This is a genomic window from Nocardia sp. NPDC004573, from assembly GCF_053602135.1.
In genome coordinates this window covers 35,880-52,172 of record NZ_JBSGDA010000023.1, presented here as the reverse complement: position 1 = coordinate 52,172, position 16,293 = coordinate 35,880, and the positions used below count along the sequence as shown (strand labels likewise).

At 69.6% G+C, this 16,293-nt stretch carries 12 protein-coding genes and 1 pseudogene; 9 read left to right on the top strand and 4 right to left on the bottom strand.

Annotated features, from left to right (window positions below; translation table 11 throughout):
- Positions 1–7: 7 nt before the first annotated feature.
- The 4 genes and pseudogenes from ACWEKR_RS28010 (at position 8) to purM (ending at position 4,975) form a co-directional block, all read left to right on the top strand.
- Positions 8–1,081, top strand: coding sequence for an ABC transporter permease (locus tag ACWEKR_RS28010; protein WP_452357038.1), 1,074 nt, complete (start codon positions 8–10; stop codon positions 1,079–1,081).
- Positions 1,081–2,088 carry an ABC transporter permease gene (locus tag ACWEKR_RS28005; RefSeq protein WP_452356985.1) on the top strand — a complete coding sequence of 336 codons (1,008 nt, stop codon included), beginning with the start codon at positions 1,081–1,083 and terminating at the stop codon, positions 2,086–2,088. Before ACWEKR_RS28010 ends, ACWEKR_RS28005 begins: the two co-directional genes overlap by 1 nt.
- Positions 2,081–3,768, top strand: a pseudogene (locus tag ACWEKR_RS28000) (ABC transporter ATP-binding protein). The gene ACWEKR_RS28005 and the pseudogene ACWEKR_RS28000 overlap by 8 nt, the downstream one beginning before the upstream one ends.
- A 130-nt stretch (positions 3,769–3,898) precedes the next feature.
- On the top strand, positions 3,899–4,975 hold the full coding sequence (gene purM, locus ACWEKR_RS27995) for a phosphoribosylformylglycinamidine cyclo-ligase (RefSeq protein ID WP_159842220.1): 1,077 nt from the start codon (positions 3,899–3,901) through the stop codon (positions 4,973–4,975).
- 145 nt (positions 4,976–5,120) lie between these two features.
- On the opposite strand, the gene ACWEKR_RS27990 is transcribed toward purM, so the two are convergent.
- The 4 genes from ACWEKR_RS27990 to ygfZ all read right to left on the bottom strand — a co-directional run bounded on the left by ACWEKR_RS27990 (position 5,121) and on the right by ygfZ (position 8,377).
- Positions 5,121–5,333 (bottom strand): DUF3073 domain-containing protein, encoded by a 213-nt coding sequence (locus tag ACWEKR_RS27990; protein WP_063023298.1) that lies wholly within the window; start codon positions 5,331–5,333, stop codon positions 5,121–5,123.
- A 175-nt stretch (positions 5,334–5,508) separates the two neighbouring features.
- Positions 5,509–6,456, bottom strand: coding sequence for an asparaginase (locus ACWEKR_RS27985; RefSeq protein ID WP_452356984.1), 948 nt, complete (start codon positions 6,454–6,456; stop codon positions 5,509–5,511).
- A gap of 2 nt (positions 6,457–6,458) precedes the next feature.
- Positions 6,459–7,160, bottom strand: a complete 702-nt coding sequence (locus tag ACWEKR_RS27980; protein ID WP_452356983.1) for an MOSC domain-containing protein — start codon at positions 7,158–7,160, stop codon at positions 6,459–6,461.
- A 101-nt stretch (positions 7,161–7,261) separates the two neighbouring features.
- Positions 7,262–8,377: a CAF17-like 4Fe-4S cluster assembly/insertion protein YgfZ gene (gene ygfZ, locus ACWEKR_RS27975; RefSeq protein ID WP_452356982.1), complete on the bottom strand. Its 1,116-nt coding sequence runs from the start codon at positions 8,375–8,377 to the stop codon at positions 7,262–7,264.
- A gap of 182 nt (positions 8,378–8,559) precedes the next feature.
- Between ygfZ and ACWEKR_RS27970 the strand changes: the two genes are divergently transcribed.
- From ACWEKR_RS27970 to cydC, 5 genes are all read left to right on the top strand, one after another.
- Complete coding sequence (locus tag ACWEKR_RS27970; RefSeq protein ID WP_195085716.1) at positions 8,560–9,480, top strand: aminodeoxychorismate lyase; 921 nt, start codon at positions 8,560–8,562, stop codon at positions 9,478–9,480.
- Between the two features lie 493 nt (positions 9,481–9,973).
- Positions 9,974–11,467 (top strand): cytochrome ubiquinol oxidase subunit I, encoded by a 1,494-nt coding sequence (locus ACWEKR_RS27965; RefSeq protein ID WP_195085715.1) that lies wholly within the window; start codon positions 9,974–9,976, stop codon positions 11,465–11,467.
- A 9-nt stretch (positions 11,468–11,476) separates the two neighbouring features.
- On the top strand, positions 11,477–12,508 hold the full coding sequence (gene cydB, locus ACWEKR_RS27960) for a cytochrome d ubiquinol oxidase subunit II (protein WP_452356981.1): 1,032 nt from the start codon (positions 11,477–11,479) through the stop codon (positions 12,506–12,508).
- 4 nt (positions 12,509–12,512) lie between these two features.
- The gene (gene cydD, locus ACWEKR_RS27955; protein WP_452356980.1) at positions 12,513–14,462 is read left to right on the top strand and encodes a thiol reductant ABC exporter subunit CydD; all 1,950 of its coding nucleotides are present in this window, start codon (positions 12,513–12,515) and stop codon (positions 14,460–14,462) included.
- Positions 14,459–16,228: a thiol reductant ABC exporter subunit CydC gene (gene cydC, locus ACWEKR_RS27950; RefSeq protein ID WP_452356979.1), complete on the top strand. Its 1,770-nt coding sequence runs from the start codon at positions 14,459–14,461 to the stop codon at positions 16,226–16,228. The genes cydD and cydC overlap by 4 nt, the downstream gene beginning before the upstream one ends.
- Positions 16,229–16,293 lie beyond the last annotated feature (65 nt).

The window sequence follows — 16,293 nt, the reverse complement described above, 5'->3', positions numbered from 1 at the left end:
CGCGCCGATGCCGGTCCGGGCCCGGCCCTCCGGCCTGCGGCGAAGCCGCGGCGACTCGCGCCATCGCGCGTTGCTGCGCTACCTGAGCGTCCGCCTACTGCTGATTCCGGTGACCGCGTGGATCCTGGTGACGGTCGTGTTCTTCTTGATGCGGGTGGTCGGCGACCCGATCAGCGCGGCCATGGGCGGGCGCATGACCCAGGAGCAGATCGAGGCACGCAAGGAGGCGGCCGGGCTGAACCGGCCGATCCTGACCCAGTACCGGGACTACCTGTCCGGGCTGCTGCACGGTGATCTCGGACGCTCCCAGGACAATCGGGAGATCAGCGAGGTGGTGATCACCTATGGCGCGGCCTCGCTGGAGCTGGTGTGCTGGGCGCTGATCGTCGCCTTCGCGATCGGCGTCCCGCTGGGCAGATACGCCGCGACCCGCCGGGATTCGGCCGCCGACACCACGCTGCGGTTGCTGGCCATCTTGTTCTACGCCGCGCCGGTGTTCTTCGTGGGCCTGCTGTTGAAGCTGGTGTTCGCGGTGCGCCTGGGCTGGTTGCCGGTGGCGGGCCGGGCGAGCACGAACGTGGAGCTCCGGCTGCAGCACGTCTCGCCGAAAACCAACATCATGGTGATCGACGCGATCCTCTACGGCGACACCGACTACCTGATCGACGTGCTGAAGCACGCGGTGCTGCCCGCCATAGCGCTGGGTCTGCTCACCGCGGGCATCTTCCTGCGCCTGGTCCGGATCAATCTGATCCAGACCCTTCGCGCCGACTACGTGGACGCGGCACGAGCGCGCGGCCTGTCCCGCCGGGTGGTGACCGGCCGGCACGCCTTCCGCAACGCGATGATCCCGATCGTCACGGTGATGGGCATGCAGATCGCCATGATGCTCGGCGCGTCGGTGCTCACCGAGACCACCTTCGAGTGGAAGGGCCTTGGCTACCAGTTCGCGCAGTACCTGTCGGCGCGCGACTTCATCGCCGTGCAGGGCATCGTCGCGTTCATCGCACTCATCGTGGCGGTGACGAGTTTCCTGGTGGATGTCGTGGTGGCGCTGATCGATCCGAGAGTGAGGTTCTGATGACCGCTCCGGAACTGCTGAACGAGCCTCCCGTCCTGCCGCCCGCGCGCCGGGGCATACCTGGCCTGCGGTTGTTCTCGATGACCGCGGGGTTGCAGCGCGCGACGCTGATCCTCGGACTCGTGTTGGTCGGTCTGTTCGTGGTCGCCGCTGTCTTCGCTCCGCTGATCGCGCCGTACGGATTCGCGCAGAGCGCCGCGGACGGCGTCGATTTCGCGCGTCAGCAGGCGCCATCGGCCGAGCACTGGTTCGGCACCTCGGTGCGCGGCGAAGACGTGTTCTCCCGGGTCGTCTACGGTGCGCGCACGGCATTGTGGGTGATCGCGATCTCGCTGGCGCTCTCGTTGTCGATCGGGGTGCCGCTCGGGCTGCTGTCCGGTTATGTCGGCCGGTGGCCGGACCGCTTGCTGGTGCTGTTCATGGACGCGATGTACGCCTTCCCCACGCTGTTGCTGGCGATCGTGGTGTCCATCGTCGTCGCGGGCGGCCGCTCGACCAGCCTGGGCGGCGTGCTCTCCGCGGCAGTGGCCATCACGGCGGTCTTCGTGCCGCAGTACTTCCGGGTGGTGCGCAACGCCACCGTGGCCGTGAAACAGGAGCCGTACGTCGACGCGGCCCGGGTGACCGGTGCGTCGACCGCGCGAATCCTGTTCCGGCACATCCTCGCCAACGTCACCCAGTCGCTGCCGGTGATCGTCACGCTCAACGGGTCGGAGGCCATTCTCACCCTGGCCGGGCTCGGGTTCCTCGGTTTCGGCATCGAGCCGACACAGGCGGCGGAGTGGGGCTTCGATCTGAACAAAGCGCTGTCGGACGTGTCCAACGGCATCTGGTGGACCGGCGTCTTCCCCGGTGTCGCCATCGTGCTCGTCGTGCTCGGCATGACCTTGGTCGGCGAGAGCCTGAACGAGGTGCTCAACCCGATCCTGCGCACTCGTCGCGCCGCGGCGGTGGCGAGCGCGCCCGTTCCCGCGCCGGACGGCGGAAAGGAAGCGGCCGATGCCTGAGCCGGTCACGACGGACCGGGGCCGTCCCGCTCTGTCCATCGAATCGCTGTCGGTCACCTTCGCCACCGACACGGGGCCGTCCACGCGGTCACCGGCGTCTCCTACGAGGTCTATCCGGGCGAAGTGCTGGCCATCGTCGGGGAATCCGGTTCGGGCAAGTCGGTGAGCTCGCGTACGGCGATGGGGTTGCTGCCCGAGACGGCGACCGTGCGAGGCTTGGTCACCCTGGGCGCCGAGCAGGTCACGGCGATGAGCGAGAAGCAGCTCACCGCGCTGCGCGGCGGCGCGATCTCGATGGTGTTCCAGGAACCCGGTCTGGCGCTGGATCCACTGTTCACCGTCGGCTTCCAGATCGTCGAGGCGCTGCGCGCCCATGAGCGGCTGAGCAGAAAAGCGGCGAAGGCGCGCGCGGTGGAACTGCTGCGCCTGGTCGGGTTGCCCGACCCGGAGCAGCGGGTGGACTACTACCCGCACCAGCTCTCCGGCGGGCAGAAGCAACGCGTCGTGATCGCCATCGCGATCGCGTGCGAACCGAAGGTCATCATCGCCGACGAACCCACCACGGCGTTGGACGTCACGGTGCAGGCCGAGATCCTCGCCCTGCTGCGGGACCTGCGCGACCGGATCGGCAGTGCGATCGTGCTGATCACCCACAACATGGGCGTCGTCGCCGACATCGCCGACCGCGTGGTGGTGATGCGCGACGGCGCGGTGGTCGAGCAGGCGCCGGTGGACGAGTTGTTCGCCCGTCCCACCGCGGCGTACACCCGCGCCCTGCTGGCCGCGGTGCCGCACCTGGGCACCGAGCAGATCGAGCACGGCTCGCCGCACAGCACGGCCGGCCTCGGCGATCCGGTGCTCGAAGTCAGCGATCTGGTGGTCGAGTTCCCCGGCCCGTTCGGCCGGCCGCGTTTCCGCGCCGTGGACGGGGTGAGCCTGCGCATCGGCCCCGGCGAGACGCTCGGCCTGGTCGGTGAATCCGGGTCGGGAAAGTCGACCATCGGCCGCTGTGTCGCGGCCCTGCAACGGCCGACATCCGGGACAGTGCGGGTGCGCGGGCAGGACATCACGCGGCTGTCGCAGCGCAAGCTGCGGCCGATCCGGCGGCGCTTCGGATTCGTCTTCCAGGACCCGGCCAGTTCACTGAACCCCCGGCTCACCGTGGGGGAGTGCGTGGCCGAGCCGCTGATCGTGCACAAGGCCGGAAGTTCCGCGCAGATCCGCGCCAGAGTGCGCGGACTGCTCGACGACGTGCGGTTGCCCGCGGGCGCCGAACACCGCTACCCGCACGAATTGTCCGGCGGGCAGCGGCAGCGCGCCAGCCTGGCCCGCGCCCTGGTGCTCGACCCGGACCTGCTGGTCGCCGACGAGCCGACCAGCGCGCTGGACGTCTCGGTGCAGGCGGCGGTGCTGGAGCTGTTCGGTCAGCTGCAGCGCGAATGCGGCTGGGCGTGTCTGTTCATCAGCCACGACCTGGCCGTGGTCGACCAGCTCGCCGACCGGATCCTGGTGCTGCGCGACGGAGCGGTGGTCGAGCAGGGTGATCGCGATCGGATCCTGCGAGCCCCGCAGCAGGAGTACACCCGGCGTCTGGTCGCCGCGGTGCCGGTGCCCGACCCGGTGCGGCAACGCCGACGGCGGGAGCAGGCCGGGCGGTTGGACGGGACGGAGACCGACTGATCGCCCGCTCTACGGTTCGCCGTGCCCTATTGTCAAGAGGGCGAGCCAACACCGGTGCGGGGTCGTTATCCGCCTCCGGTAGCGTGAGCAGGCATCTATCCGCCGATTCGGTTTGGAGCTCTCCCCGAAAATGACTGAACAGACCCCCAGTGGTGGTGCCTCGTACGCCGCGGCAGGCGTGGACATCGAGGCAGGTGATCGCGCAGTCGAGTTGTTCGGGCCATTGGCGAAGAAGGCGACCCGGCCCGAGGTCCAAGGCGGACTCGGTGGCTTCGCCGGGCTGTTCGCGCTGAAGGGCGGCTACCGGGAACCGCTGCTGGCGGCGTCCACCGACGGCGTCGGCACCAAGATCGCGGTGGCGCAGGCGATGGACAAGCACGACACCGTCGGTCTCGATCTCGTCGCCATGGTGGTGGACGACCTCGTGGTCTGCGGGGCGGAGCCGTTGTTCCTGCAGGACTACATCGCGATCGGCAAGGTCGTCCCGGAGAAGGTCGCCGAACTCGTCTCCGGTATCGCGGAGGGTTGTGTGCGCGCCGGTTGCGCGCTGCTCGGCGGCGAGACCGCCGAGCACCCCGGGTTGATGGACCCGGACGACTACGACCTGTCCGCCACCGGCATCGGCGTGGTCGAGGCCGACGCGGTGCTCGGCCCGGACCGGGTTCGACCCGGTGACGTGGTGATCGCCATGGGGTCCTCGGGCCTGCACTCCAACGGCTACAGCCTGGCCCGCAAGGTGCTGCTCGACATCGACCGCATGTCGCTGACCGGCCATGTCGAGGAATTCGGCCGCACCTTGGGTGAGGAACTGCTCGAGCCGACCCGGATCTACGCCAAGGACTGCCTCGCGCTGATCGCGGAGACCGACGTGCGCACCTTCGCCCATGTCACCGGCGGCGGCCTGGCCGCGAACCTGGCCCGGGTGCTGCCCGCGGGCCTGGTGGCCGAACTGGATCGCGGCACCTGGAATCCGGCGCCGGTGTTCAAGATGATCGCCCAGCGCGGCCGGGTGGAGCGGGCCGAGATGGAGAAGACGTTCAACATGGGCGTCGGCATGGTCGCCGTGGTCGCTCCGGAGGACGTGGATCGGGCGCTGGCGGTGCTGACCGCGCGGCACATCGAGTGCTGGACGCTGGGCACGGTCAAGAAGGCCAAGGACGCCGACGCCCTGCGCGCCGTCCTGGTCGGGGAGCATCCGCGGTTCTGACCGCGAAGACACGTCAGAGTCCCGCATCCTCGTTCGATGCGGGACTCTGTTGTGTTGCAAGCCTTTTCGGCGTCTGTGACGTCAACCCGCGACAACGCTCGAAGGGGGAGGCCCGTCGGCCTCCCCCTTCAGACGTAGATCGGAGTCAGCGGCGCCAGTCGTCGTAGTCGTCGTCCTCGTCCCAGCGGGACAAAGAGTCGTCCGCGTCGTGCTCATCGGACAGCACACCACCACTCCGCTGGGAGTTGGGGCTTCCCGAAAGCTCGCGCTGAAGGCTCGCGAAGTCGGTCGGCGTCGAGCTGTACTTCAGCTCGCGTGCGACCTTGGTCTGCTTTGCCTTAGCCCGGCCACGGCCCATGGCTGACCCCCTCGCGTCACAGCGGGGCGGCCTGGGGTTTGGTGGCGGCCCCGTTCGAATTAATACTCTTCCTGACAGACACTTTAGCGTGTGTCCGGCGGTCTCGCTTCCAGGAGTGGGTGAAGAACTCGCGAACCGGTGCCGTTTGCCCGCTTGTCGCCCAGGCGTGTGATAGCTAGACGACTCCGGGTATGGCGCGAATCACACCAACGCGAGCGCCTCCGCCGAGTACCGCTGGGGCCGCCAGTTCCGCGTGCGCAGCGGTCCACTCGATCCCCATCCGATGCAGAATCGCCAGCGTCAGCGGCATTCGAGCGCGATCGTGGCCGTCTTCGATCTTGTACGCGAACGCCGATCCGTCCGGCAACGCGCCGGCGTGCACACCGTCCGCGCCGATCTTGCAGACCAGTCCGGGAGTGGCCTGCATGGCCAGCAGGTCGGGTGCGTTCGTGCCGGAAATCACTCGCGGATGTGCGCGCACCGCGTCGGCGACCCGGCGTTGCGGGGTGCCGGGTTCGGCCGTCGCCATGGCCGCGAACACCCGGGCGAGATTGACCAGCGAGACCGGGATGATCGGCAGCCCGCAGCCGTCGATGCCCAGATCGGTTTCCGGCTCGCCGGTCAGCTCGGCGACCGTCGCGATCACCGCGCGCTGCAGCGGATGCGCCCGATCCTGATAGCCCGCGGTGGGCCAGCCGTTGACCGCGCAGGTCGCGAGCATTGCCGCGTGCTTGCCCGAGCAGTTCATGTAGATCGGGTGGGGACCGCCCGACAGCGCTGCGACGCGGGCGCGCTCGTCGTACGGCAGATCGGCCGGGCACGCCAGCGCGGTATCGGGCAGACCGAAGCGGTCCAGCAACCTGCGCACCAGCGCGATGTGGTCCGGCTCGCCGTAATGCGAGGCGGTCGCGATGGCCAGTTCGGCGTCATCGAGCGGTTCGAAGCCGTTGCGCAACAAGGTGATCGCCTGCATCGGCTTGTTCGTCGAGCGCGGGAAGATCGGCAGGTGCACTTCACCGAGTTCGAGAGTGGGCTCACCCGCGGCGTCGAGCACCACCACCGAGCCGCGGTGCACGCATTCGCGGAAGCCGGAGCGTACGACTTCGACCAGTTCGACACTCATGGCTACACCCCCGTGGCGATGTCATCGGTGCTCGCGGTCGCGTGCCGGTGCGTGGCGGCGCGGCTATGCCTGTGCGCGTGCCGTTCCACCTGCATGCGCACGTCGTCGGAGATGGTCGGCTCGTCGGCGAGCAGGATCGCCAGCAGGTCCGGATCGGCGCCGGTGAACAGATCGCGGACGGTGACGCCGTGTTCGGGGACGTGCACCACCGAGATCCGGTCGCCCGCCGCGATCGTGCCCTCCGTGAGTACCCGCAGGTAGGCGCCGGTGTCGCTGCGCAGGGTGAACCGCTTGACCCACTGTTGCTCGCCGCTCCAGTGCTGGAACGAGGCACACGGCACGCGCGGCGCGCTGACCTCGAGCAAGGTGTCGCCGACCGACCAGCGTGCGCCGATCACCGCATCGCTGACCGGAAGGCCACGGACACGCAGGTTTTCGCCGAACCACCCCGCGGGCAGGTCCCGGCCCAGTTCTGTGCCCCAGCGGCGGGCGTCCTCGTCGGCGTAGGCGTAGACGGCCTGGTCCACACCACCGTGGTCCTTGGTGTTGCAGACGTGATCACCCGCCAAGCCGAGCGCGCGCACCGCGACGCGTCCCGCCACCGGTCGCTTATCGATCGCGCTGCGACCGACCCGTCCCGGCACCTCGATTTCGGCGTGCACGACGCACGCCGCGAGCACTTCTCCGGTATCACCGACGCGCATGGGCGGCGCTCCTCTCGTCACGGATGGGGAGCTCGGCGTTGAGCAGGGGTGGGCATGTCGGCTGGGGAAAGTCCCAGGCCGGTCGGTGTTTCGCCAACGGATCAGCGTCCGCGCAGCCGGTCGACCGCGAGACGGCCCGCCTGCGGCTCGTCGTCGGCGGGGACCGAATCGGGGTCGATGGACGCGGCAACCGGGCCCGCGGCCAGCGCGGTGTCCGCAGGGACCGTGCGCTTGACCAAGGCGAGGGCGATCGGGCCGAACTCGTAGTGATCGATGACCGTGCCGAGTCTGCCGACCGCGCGGCCGCCCGCGGTGACGTCGTCACCGGTGGCCGGGCGCTCGTCCGCCGAGCCGTCCAGATGCAGCAGCACCAGGTGCCGCGGCGGCTTACCCAGGTTGTGCACTCGGGCCACGGTCTCCTGGCCGCGGTAGCAGCCCTTGTCCAGGTGGACCGCTCCGTGTTCGGCGACGCCGCCGATCCAGCGGGCCTCGTGCGGGATGGTCCGCTCGTCGGTGTCCAGCCCGATCCGCGGGCGAACTGCCGCGACGCGCAGCGCCTCGAACGCCCACATCCCCGCCGGGGTGGCGCCGGCCGCGGCGAGTTCGGTCCACCGACCGGTCAGCTGGTCGCGCGGGATGACCAGGTCGAAGGCGTCGGCCGTCGGCCACGGCATTCGGCGCAGGAAACCGCCGCCGGGCAGCCGTGTCGCCTCGTAGGCACCGGGGAGGACGGCGATGCCGAGGGTCTCGGTCAGTCCGGCCACTTCGGGTCCGAGCAGGCTCAGCACCGCGTGATCGGCGGCTTCGACCGGCTTGGCGTCGGCCCAGAACACCATCTTCTGCAGGAAGGCGAGCAGGTCGGGTCCGCGCTCGGCCTCCGTATCGATCCAGACGGCGCCGTCCAGTTCGGTGAGTACGAAATGGTGCTGGACCCGGCCGTTCAGATCGAGATCGAGATTCTCGGCGGACTGCCCGTCGCCCAAGGCGGCGACATGCTGACTGGAGATCGTGTGCAACCAGGTCAGCCGCTCGGCGCCGGTGATGCGCAGGACGAATCGGTGTGAACGGTCGACGATCGCGGCGCGCTGCACCGCGGCGCGCTGTTCACCGAACGGATCGCCGTAGTGCCAGGCGACGGCGGCGTCGGGCGAACCCGCCGCTCCCGCGACGGCTCCCGACACACTGAGCAGGGGGCTGGGCGCAACGACCACGGACACCCCTCCCACTCTAGGCGGGGTCGTCGGGCGGTGCGCGAACCGGGCTGCGGCGCCGGAGTCCGGCATAGCCGATCGGCATTGTCCGAGCATTACGGCGGGCGCTGTGGCGCGGCTCCACAAAAGGTCTGGCAAAAGCGGCCGTGACATAGGCATTGTCCGCTCACACCGCCTACGCTCGTCGCATGGTGGATCGAGTTCTGGTAACTCTCGATGGCGCGGTCCGAGATGCGGACGCGCCGTTGTTGTTCGCGGACGATATCGGCGTATTGCGTGGCGATGGTGTTTTCGAAACGGTGCTCGTGCGCGCGGGAGTCGCGTGCGCGGTCGAATTTCATCTAGGCAGACTGCGCCGCTCCGCGCAGGCGCTCGATCTGCCCGAGCCGGAACTGGGCAAATGGCGTGAGGCGGTGGAGACCGCGGCCAAGGAGTGGGGCAGCGAACGCGAAGGCGTGATGCGGCTGGTGTTGACCCGCGGCCGCGACTCCGAGCTGGCAGGCACCCCCGACAAGGTCAAGACCGGCGACCTCGCCGCCGCCGTGCCGGTGCCGACCGCCTTCGTGCTCGTGGCGCCGGTGCCCGAGCGCGTGGAGAAGGCCCGTACCGAAGGCGTCGCCGTGGTGACCCTGTCGCGCGGCATCTCGATCGACCTCGCGCAGGCCGCGCCGTGGCAGTTGCTCGGAGCCAAGACGCTGTCCTACGCCACCAACATGGCCGCCCTGCGATTCGCCGCACGGATGGGCGCGGACGACGTGATCTTCACCAGCACCGAGAACCGGGTGCTGGAGGGGCCGCGCTCCTCCGTGGTGATCGCCCGCGACAAGCAGTTGATCACCCCGCCGGCCAAGAACGGTGTGCTGCCCGGCGTCACCCAGCGCGCGCTGTTCGCCGAAGCCGAGAAGGCGGGCTGGCAATGCCGCTACGACTCGCTGTTCACCGCCGACCTGCTCACCTGTGACAGCATCTGGATGCTCTCGAGCATTTCCCTTGCGGCGCGGGTCAATTCGCTCGACGGGCTGCGGATGTCCGCGCCGGACAACGCCGAAGAGATCATCGGACTGGTCGATCGCGGCATCGAGCGGGCGGGAGCCATCGGCGACTGGTGAGCTGCGCTGTGCCGCCGCTGCGGGTATTCGGGCCGCACGAGTCGGGTGGCCGAGTTCGCGTTCAGGTCCTGTGTCGAGTGCCGCGCGGGGTTGGGGCGTACCTCGTGAGTGACCCATGTGCTGACGAGACCAGTTGTCGCGTTGCTCGACGAGATCGGTCCTCGCGTCCGCTCGGGGGTCGCCTCGGCCGAGGGGACCAGTTGTCGCGCCGGATGACGAGATCGGTTCTGGCGTCCGCTGAGAGGGATCGGCTGTTGCCTCGACCGAGGGTCGATCGGTGCGTCGGACCGGGCGTGGACAGCCGGTGCCGTCGTGGTGATCAGCGTCGCTTCGTGATCTCCGTCCTACCCTGGCGGCCACGGGGCGGCGATGAGCACGGGAAACGGTCCGGAACGGGCGGAATCGGCCCTGGTGCGTGGTCTAGGACTCATTGTCCGTAACCGCCTCCGACGTAGGCTTACTACGACACGTCGTAGACACGCAGGAGGCCGGCTTGAACGCCTTGGACATCTCCCGATGGCAGTTCGGCATCACGACCGTTTATCACTTCCTCCTGGTGCCCCTGACCATCGGTCTCGCGCCGCTGGTGGCCGCCATGCAGACGGCCTGGGTCGTCACCGGCAAGCAGCACTGGCTGCGGCTGACCAAATTCTTCGGCAAGCTGTTCCTGATCAACTTCGCGCTCGGCGTCGCGACCGGCATCGTGCAGGAGTTCCAGTTCGGCATGAACTGGAGCGAGTACTCCCGGTTCGTCGGCGACGTCTTCGGCGCACCGCTGGCGCTGGAAGGCCTGATCGCCTTCTTCATGGAGTCGACCTTCCTCGGCCTGTGGATCTTCGGCTGGACCCGATTGCCGAAACTGCTGCATCTCGGCGCGATCTGGATGGTCGCGATCGGCGTGAACGCCTCGGCGTACTTCATCGTCGCGGCCAACTCGTTCATGCAGCACCCCGTCGGCGCCCGCTACAACCCGGAAACCGGTCGCGCGGAACTGGCGAGCATCGTGGAGGTGCTCACCAACAACACCTTGCTGGCGGCCTTCCCGCACGTCGTGGCCGGTTCCTTCCTCACAGCGGGCACGTTCGTCGCCGGCATCGCGGGCTGGTGGATGGTGCGTAACGCGCGCAGTGGCGACCCGGCGAAAATGGCCGATGCGCGGGAGATGTGGCGGCCCGCGGCACGGGCGGGCATCGCGGTGCTGATCGTTTCCATGGCCGCGCTGGTCTACACCGGTGACGTGCAGGGCAAGTTGATGTTCGAGCAGCAGCCGATGAAGATGGCCTCGGCGGAATCCTTGTGCCACACCGCACCCGACCCGGACTTCTCCGTGCTCACCGTCGGTACGCACAACAACTGCGACAGCGTGACGCACGTACTCGAGGTGCCGTACGTGCTGCCCTGGCTGGCGAAGGGCGAGTTCACCGGCGTGACGCTGGACGGCGTCGTCGACCTGCAGAAGGCCTACAACGAGAAGTTCGGCGTCGGCGACTACCGGCCCAACCTGTTCGTCACCTACTGGTCGTTCCGCGCCATGATCGGCTTGTCGGCGGGTTCGGCGCTGCTCGCGCTCGCCGGGCTGTGGCTCACCCGCCGCGGACGGGTAGCCGACCAGCGCTGGTTCTCCTGGCTGAGCCTGCTGGTCATCCCGACGCCCTTCCTGGCCAACAGCGCCGGGTGGGTGTTCACCGAGATGGGCCGCCAACCCTGGGTGGTCGCGCCCAATCCCACCGGCGATCCGAACCTGCGCCTCACCGTGCAGCAGGGCGTGTCGAACCACTCGCCCGGCGTCGTGCTCTTCTCGCTGATCACCTTCACGCTGCTGTACGGCGCGCTCGCGATCGTGTGGTTCTACCTGATGCGCCGATACGTGATCCATGGACCCGATCCGGCCGCGCCCGCCGCGACGGAGCCGAAGGACACGGACGCGTCTTCGGGCGGCTCCCGCGCCGAAGAACCTGCCGTCGAACAACTGTCGTTCGCCTACTAGGAGCCGGCGATGAATTTGCAAGAGTTCTGGTTCGTCTTGATCGGCGTGCTGTTCACCGGCTACTTCGTGCTGGAGGGCTTCGACTTCGGCGTCGGCATGCTCATGCCGATCCTCGGCAAGGGGTCCGACCGCCGCAGGCGTGCGGTGCTCAACACGATCGGGCCGGTGTGGGACGCCAACGAGGTGTGGCTGATCACCGCGGGCGCGGCGATGTTCGCCGCGTTCCCGGAGTGGTACGCCAGCCTGTTCTCCGGCTTCTACCTGGCGTTGCTGCTGGTGCTCGTCGCGCTGATCCTGCGGATCTGCGCCATCGAATATCGCGGCAAAATCGACGACCCGCGCTGGCGGGCCCGCTGCGACATCGGCATCGGCATCGGTTCCTGGGTTCCGGCGCTGGCCTGGGGCTGGGTGTTCGCCAATGTGGTGCACGGCGTCCCGCTGAACGAGAAGAAGCAGTTCGCGGGCTCGGTGGCGGATCTGTTCGGGCCCTACGCGCTGCTCGGCGCGCTGGCGACCGGCCTGCTGTTCGCGCTGCACGGAGCGATGTTCCTGGTGCTCAAGACCGCGGGCGAGGTCCGTGACGACGCGCGGCGCGCCGCCCGGCTGCTGTCGGCCCCGACGGTGGTCGTGGTCGGCGGATTCGGGTTGTGGACCCAGCTGTCCTACGGCGCGGGCTGGACGTGGATCCCGTTGGGACTGGCCGTACTCGGCCTGGGCCTCGCGGTGGCCGCCGATCTCGCGCAACGCGACGGGTGGGCGTTCACCGGCACCACGGTGACCGTCGCGGCGGCGACCGCGCTGCTGTTCGGGTCTTTGTTCCCGAATGTGCTTCCCTCGACGATCGACGCGGCATTCGACCTGACGATCCACAACGCGTCCTCGACGCCGTACACGCTGAGGGTGATGAGCTGGGCGGCGCTGCTCGCCACCCCGGTCGTGCTGGTGTACCAGGGCTGGACGTACTGGGTGTTCCGCAAGCGGATCACCGTCGAGCAGATCCCGCCCCCGGTCGGACTGCCCTTGCGGCCTGTGCAGGATTGACGCCATGGCCCGCCCGCCGATCGATCCGCGCCTGTGGCGGTACGCCCGCTCCGCGCGCACCTACCTCGCGCTGAGCGTGGCGCTGTCACTGGTCGTCACCGGAGCGATCGTGGCGGCCGCGGTGCTCATCGGACGGATGCTGGCCGGGGTCGTCACCGATCCGGACGCGCGCACGCTCGGTGCGTGGACGGCCGAACTGATCGTGCTCGCGCTCGTCGTCGCGGTGCGGGTGCTCGCCACCTGGTCGCAGTCCCGGCTGGCTCATCGGGCGGGCGCGAGCGTGGTGGCGGAGCTGGAGGGCGCGGTGCTCGCGGCGAGCGCACGGCTGTCGCCGCGCGAACTCGACACACGCCGGACGGAGCTGGCGGTGGTCGTCGGCTCGGGATTGTCCGGGCTGCGTGGCTATCTCGTCGGCTACCTGCCCGCTCTGCTGCTGGCGGTGCTGGTGCCGCCGGTCGTGCTCACGGTCATCGCGGCACACGATCCGACGTCCGGGGTGATCGCGCTGATCACCTTGCCGCTCATCCCGATCTTCATGATCCTCATCGGACTGCTGACCCAGGGGCGGGCCGAAGCCACGCTCGCCGCCACGACACGGTTGTCCGACCAGTTGCTCGACCTGTTCGCGGGTATGCCGACGTTGCGGGCGCTCGGCCGCGAGACCGGTGGCGTGGTGGAACCGGCTGCGGAGCAAGAACGGGGCGGGGCCGGACACCCGCGCACCATGCAGCACCGCGTTCGCGATCTCGGTGACGCCTTGCGGCAGCGCACCATGCGGGCGCTGCGCATGGCGTTCCTGTCCTCGATGGTGCTGGAGTTGCTCGCGACCCTGAGCGTGGCCCTGATCGCGGTCTCCATCGGCCTGCGGCTGGTGTTCGGTGAGATGAGTCTCTACGCGGGCTTGGTGGCGCTGATACTCGCCCCCGAGGTGTACCTGCCGCTGCGCATGGTGGGCGAACGATTCCACGCCGCCCAGGACGGCATGGCGGCGGCCGACAAGGCCTTCGCGATCCTCGAGTCCACGCCGGCCGAGCGCGTCGGCGGCGAGACCGGCACGGCGATGGACCCGTATGACGAGTCGTTCGAGCGGCGGTCCGGCGACCGCGTGGAGGGTGCGGCGACGGACTCGGACGTCGACGGGCGGCCAGGCGTCGGCGTCGAGGACGCGGTGACACCTGAGAAGCCGCGCATCGATCCGAGCGACCGTCGCGCCGCGCAGTGGGCAGCCAGGGCGACTGTTCGTCGCGGCAGCGCAGCGGGCCCCGGAGCGGTCGAACTCCGAGACCTCTCGATCCAGGCGCGGGACGGGTTCGCTCCCGCGGGTTTGTCGGCGAGCATGCGGCCCGGCTCGCTCACGGTGCTCGCCGGTCCCAACGGAAGCGGGAAATCGACCGTCATACAGGCGATCCTGGGCTTGCTCACGCCCGACCGGGGCGCCGTGACCGTCGACGGCGTGGACGTCCGTGACCTGGACCCGGACCGATGGTGGGCGCGGGTCGCCTGGCTGCCACAGCGGCCCGTGCTGGTGCCCGGCACGCTGCGGGACAACCTCGAACTGCTCGGCGCGCGAACGGTCGACCGCGCCGCCCGCGGCCCGGCGCGCGTGCTCGACGACCTCGAAGCCGCCTGTCTGGCCACCGGTTTCGATGCCGTGCTCGACGACCTCCCCGACCGCTGGGACACCGTGGTCGGGCCCGGCGGCATCGGCCTGTCCCTCGGCCAGCGCCAACGCCTCGCGCTGACCAGGGTGCTGGCCGCCGATCGTCCTGTCCTGCTGCTCGACGAGCCGACCGCACACCTGGACGCCGCTGCGGAAGCCACCGTGCTGGCCGCCCTCCGGGTGCGAGCTCGTGCGGGCGCGACGGTCGTCGTCATCGGGCACCGCCCGACCATCCTGGCCGCCGCGGACCAGGTCGTCCAGGTACGGGCCGAGACCGCGGAGGTTTTCCGATGAGCCTCGTGACGTTCCGGGCCGGCAGGGCGGCGCCGAATGCGGATACGCGAAGAACAACCCGCGCCACGGTGCTGGGGGATCTACGCCGGATCTGGGCGCTGCTCGAATTGTCCCGTGCGCGAGTCGCGGTGGCGATCGGGTGGGGCGTGCTGGCTTTGGGCAGCGGGCTCGGGCTCGCGGCGCTGGCGGCCTGGCTGATCGCACGAGCCTGGCAGATGCCGCCGGTGCTCGACCTGAGCATCGCCGTCGTCGCGGTGCGCGCGCTCGGCATCTCCCGTGGCCTGTGCCGATACCTGGAGCGTCTTGCCACGCACGACGTCGCGCTGCGCGCCATGACCACCGCGCGAACCACGGTCTACCGCACACTGGCGCGCTCGGATATCTGGCTGCGCCGCCCCGACGTCCCGCGGGGCGCGAACGATCAACCGGGCACGAAGCCGCCGCGCCGCGGTGATCTCCTGGTCCGCATCGGCAGCGACATCGATGATCTGGGCGCCGTGGTGGTCCGCGTGTCGGTGCCGATCGCGGTCGCGTTCGTCCTCTCGGTCGCGGCCGTCGCACTCCTGGCCACGATCTCGCTCGCGGCGGCCGCGATCCTGGCGGGGGCGCTCGCACTGTCGGGCGTCGTCGCGCCGTGGTTGTCGGCCAAGGCGGCGTCCGAGGCGGAACGCGCCGTCCGTGCCGACCGCGCGGAATTCACCGCGCAGGCCATGACCGTCCTCGACCACGCCGCCGAACTGCGCGTCGCCGGTCGTCTGGACGCCGCGCTGGCCGCCGCCGGAGCGGCGGCGCGCCGGGCGGTCGCCGCCGAGGACCACGCGGCCGCGCGCAGCGCCTGGTCGGCCGCCGCCACGCCGCTCTCGATCGGCGCCGCCGTGTTCGGCGCCCTCCTGATCGGCATCACCCTCTACGGCCCGGACGGTGGCACGGCCGGCGCGATGACACCCATGGCGCTCGTCGTGCTCGTCCTCTTGCCGCTCTCGGCTTTCGAAGCGGTCGGCCCGCTGCCCGCGGCGGCACAGGCATTGACGACCGCCCGTGCGGCTCTACATCGCCTGGACGACTGCGCATCCGGCAGCACGACGGAGAACTCCTGGGCACCGCGAAGAAGCGCCGCGGACTCGGCCCGACCGACCGACGCGGCGGTGCCGGAACTGCCCCGAGCACGACGGATCGCGGTGGTCGGCCCCAGCGGGGCGGGCAAGACGACCCTGCTGATGAAGTGGGCGGGGTTGTTCGGCACACCTCGCCCCGGCGTCACCTTCTTCGCCGAGGACGCGCACCTGTTCGGTACCTCCGTGCTGGAGAACCTGCGAGTCGCGCGTGGTGACCTGACCGCCGAAACAGCCGAGCAGGCGTTGCGCGCAGTCGGTCTCGGAGACTGGCTGGACGGACTTCCCGAGGGCGTGCGCACCGACCTGGTCGGGGGAGCGGCAGCCGTTTCAGGGGGCCAGCGCCGCCGGATCCTGCTGGCGCGGGCGCTGGTGTCCCCGGCGCGGGTGCTGCTGCTGGACGAACCGACAGAACACCTGGAAGCCGAGGCGGGGGCGAGGCTGCTGCGCGACTTGCTGGACATCGACAGCGGACTCGTCGAACCCGACCGCACCGTGGTCGTCGTCACCCATCAGCTCCCGGTCGACCACCGGGCGGGCGCGGTGCTCCGAATCACAGCATCAGGCCAGATCAGCACGGATTTCGCCGCGTCTGCGGCGCCTTGCCGCGCCGCGGATTCCGCCGACCGAGAAATTCCGTTGCCGAGCTGCTGACGCATCGCTAGATTCGTTCGTACACGAGGAAGGAGGTGGTTCGAAGAATGGATATTCATAGGACA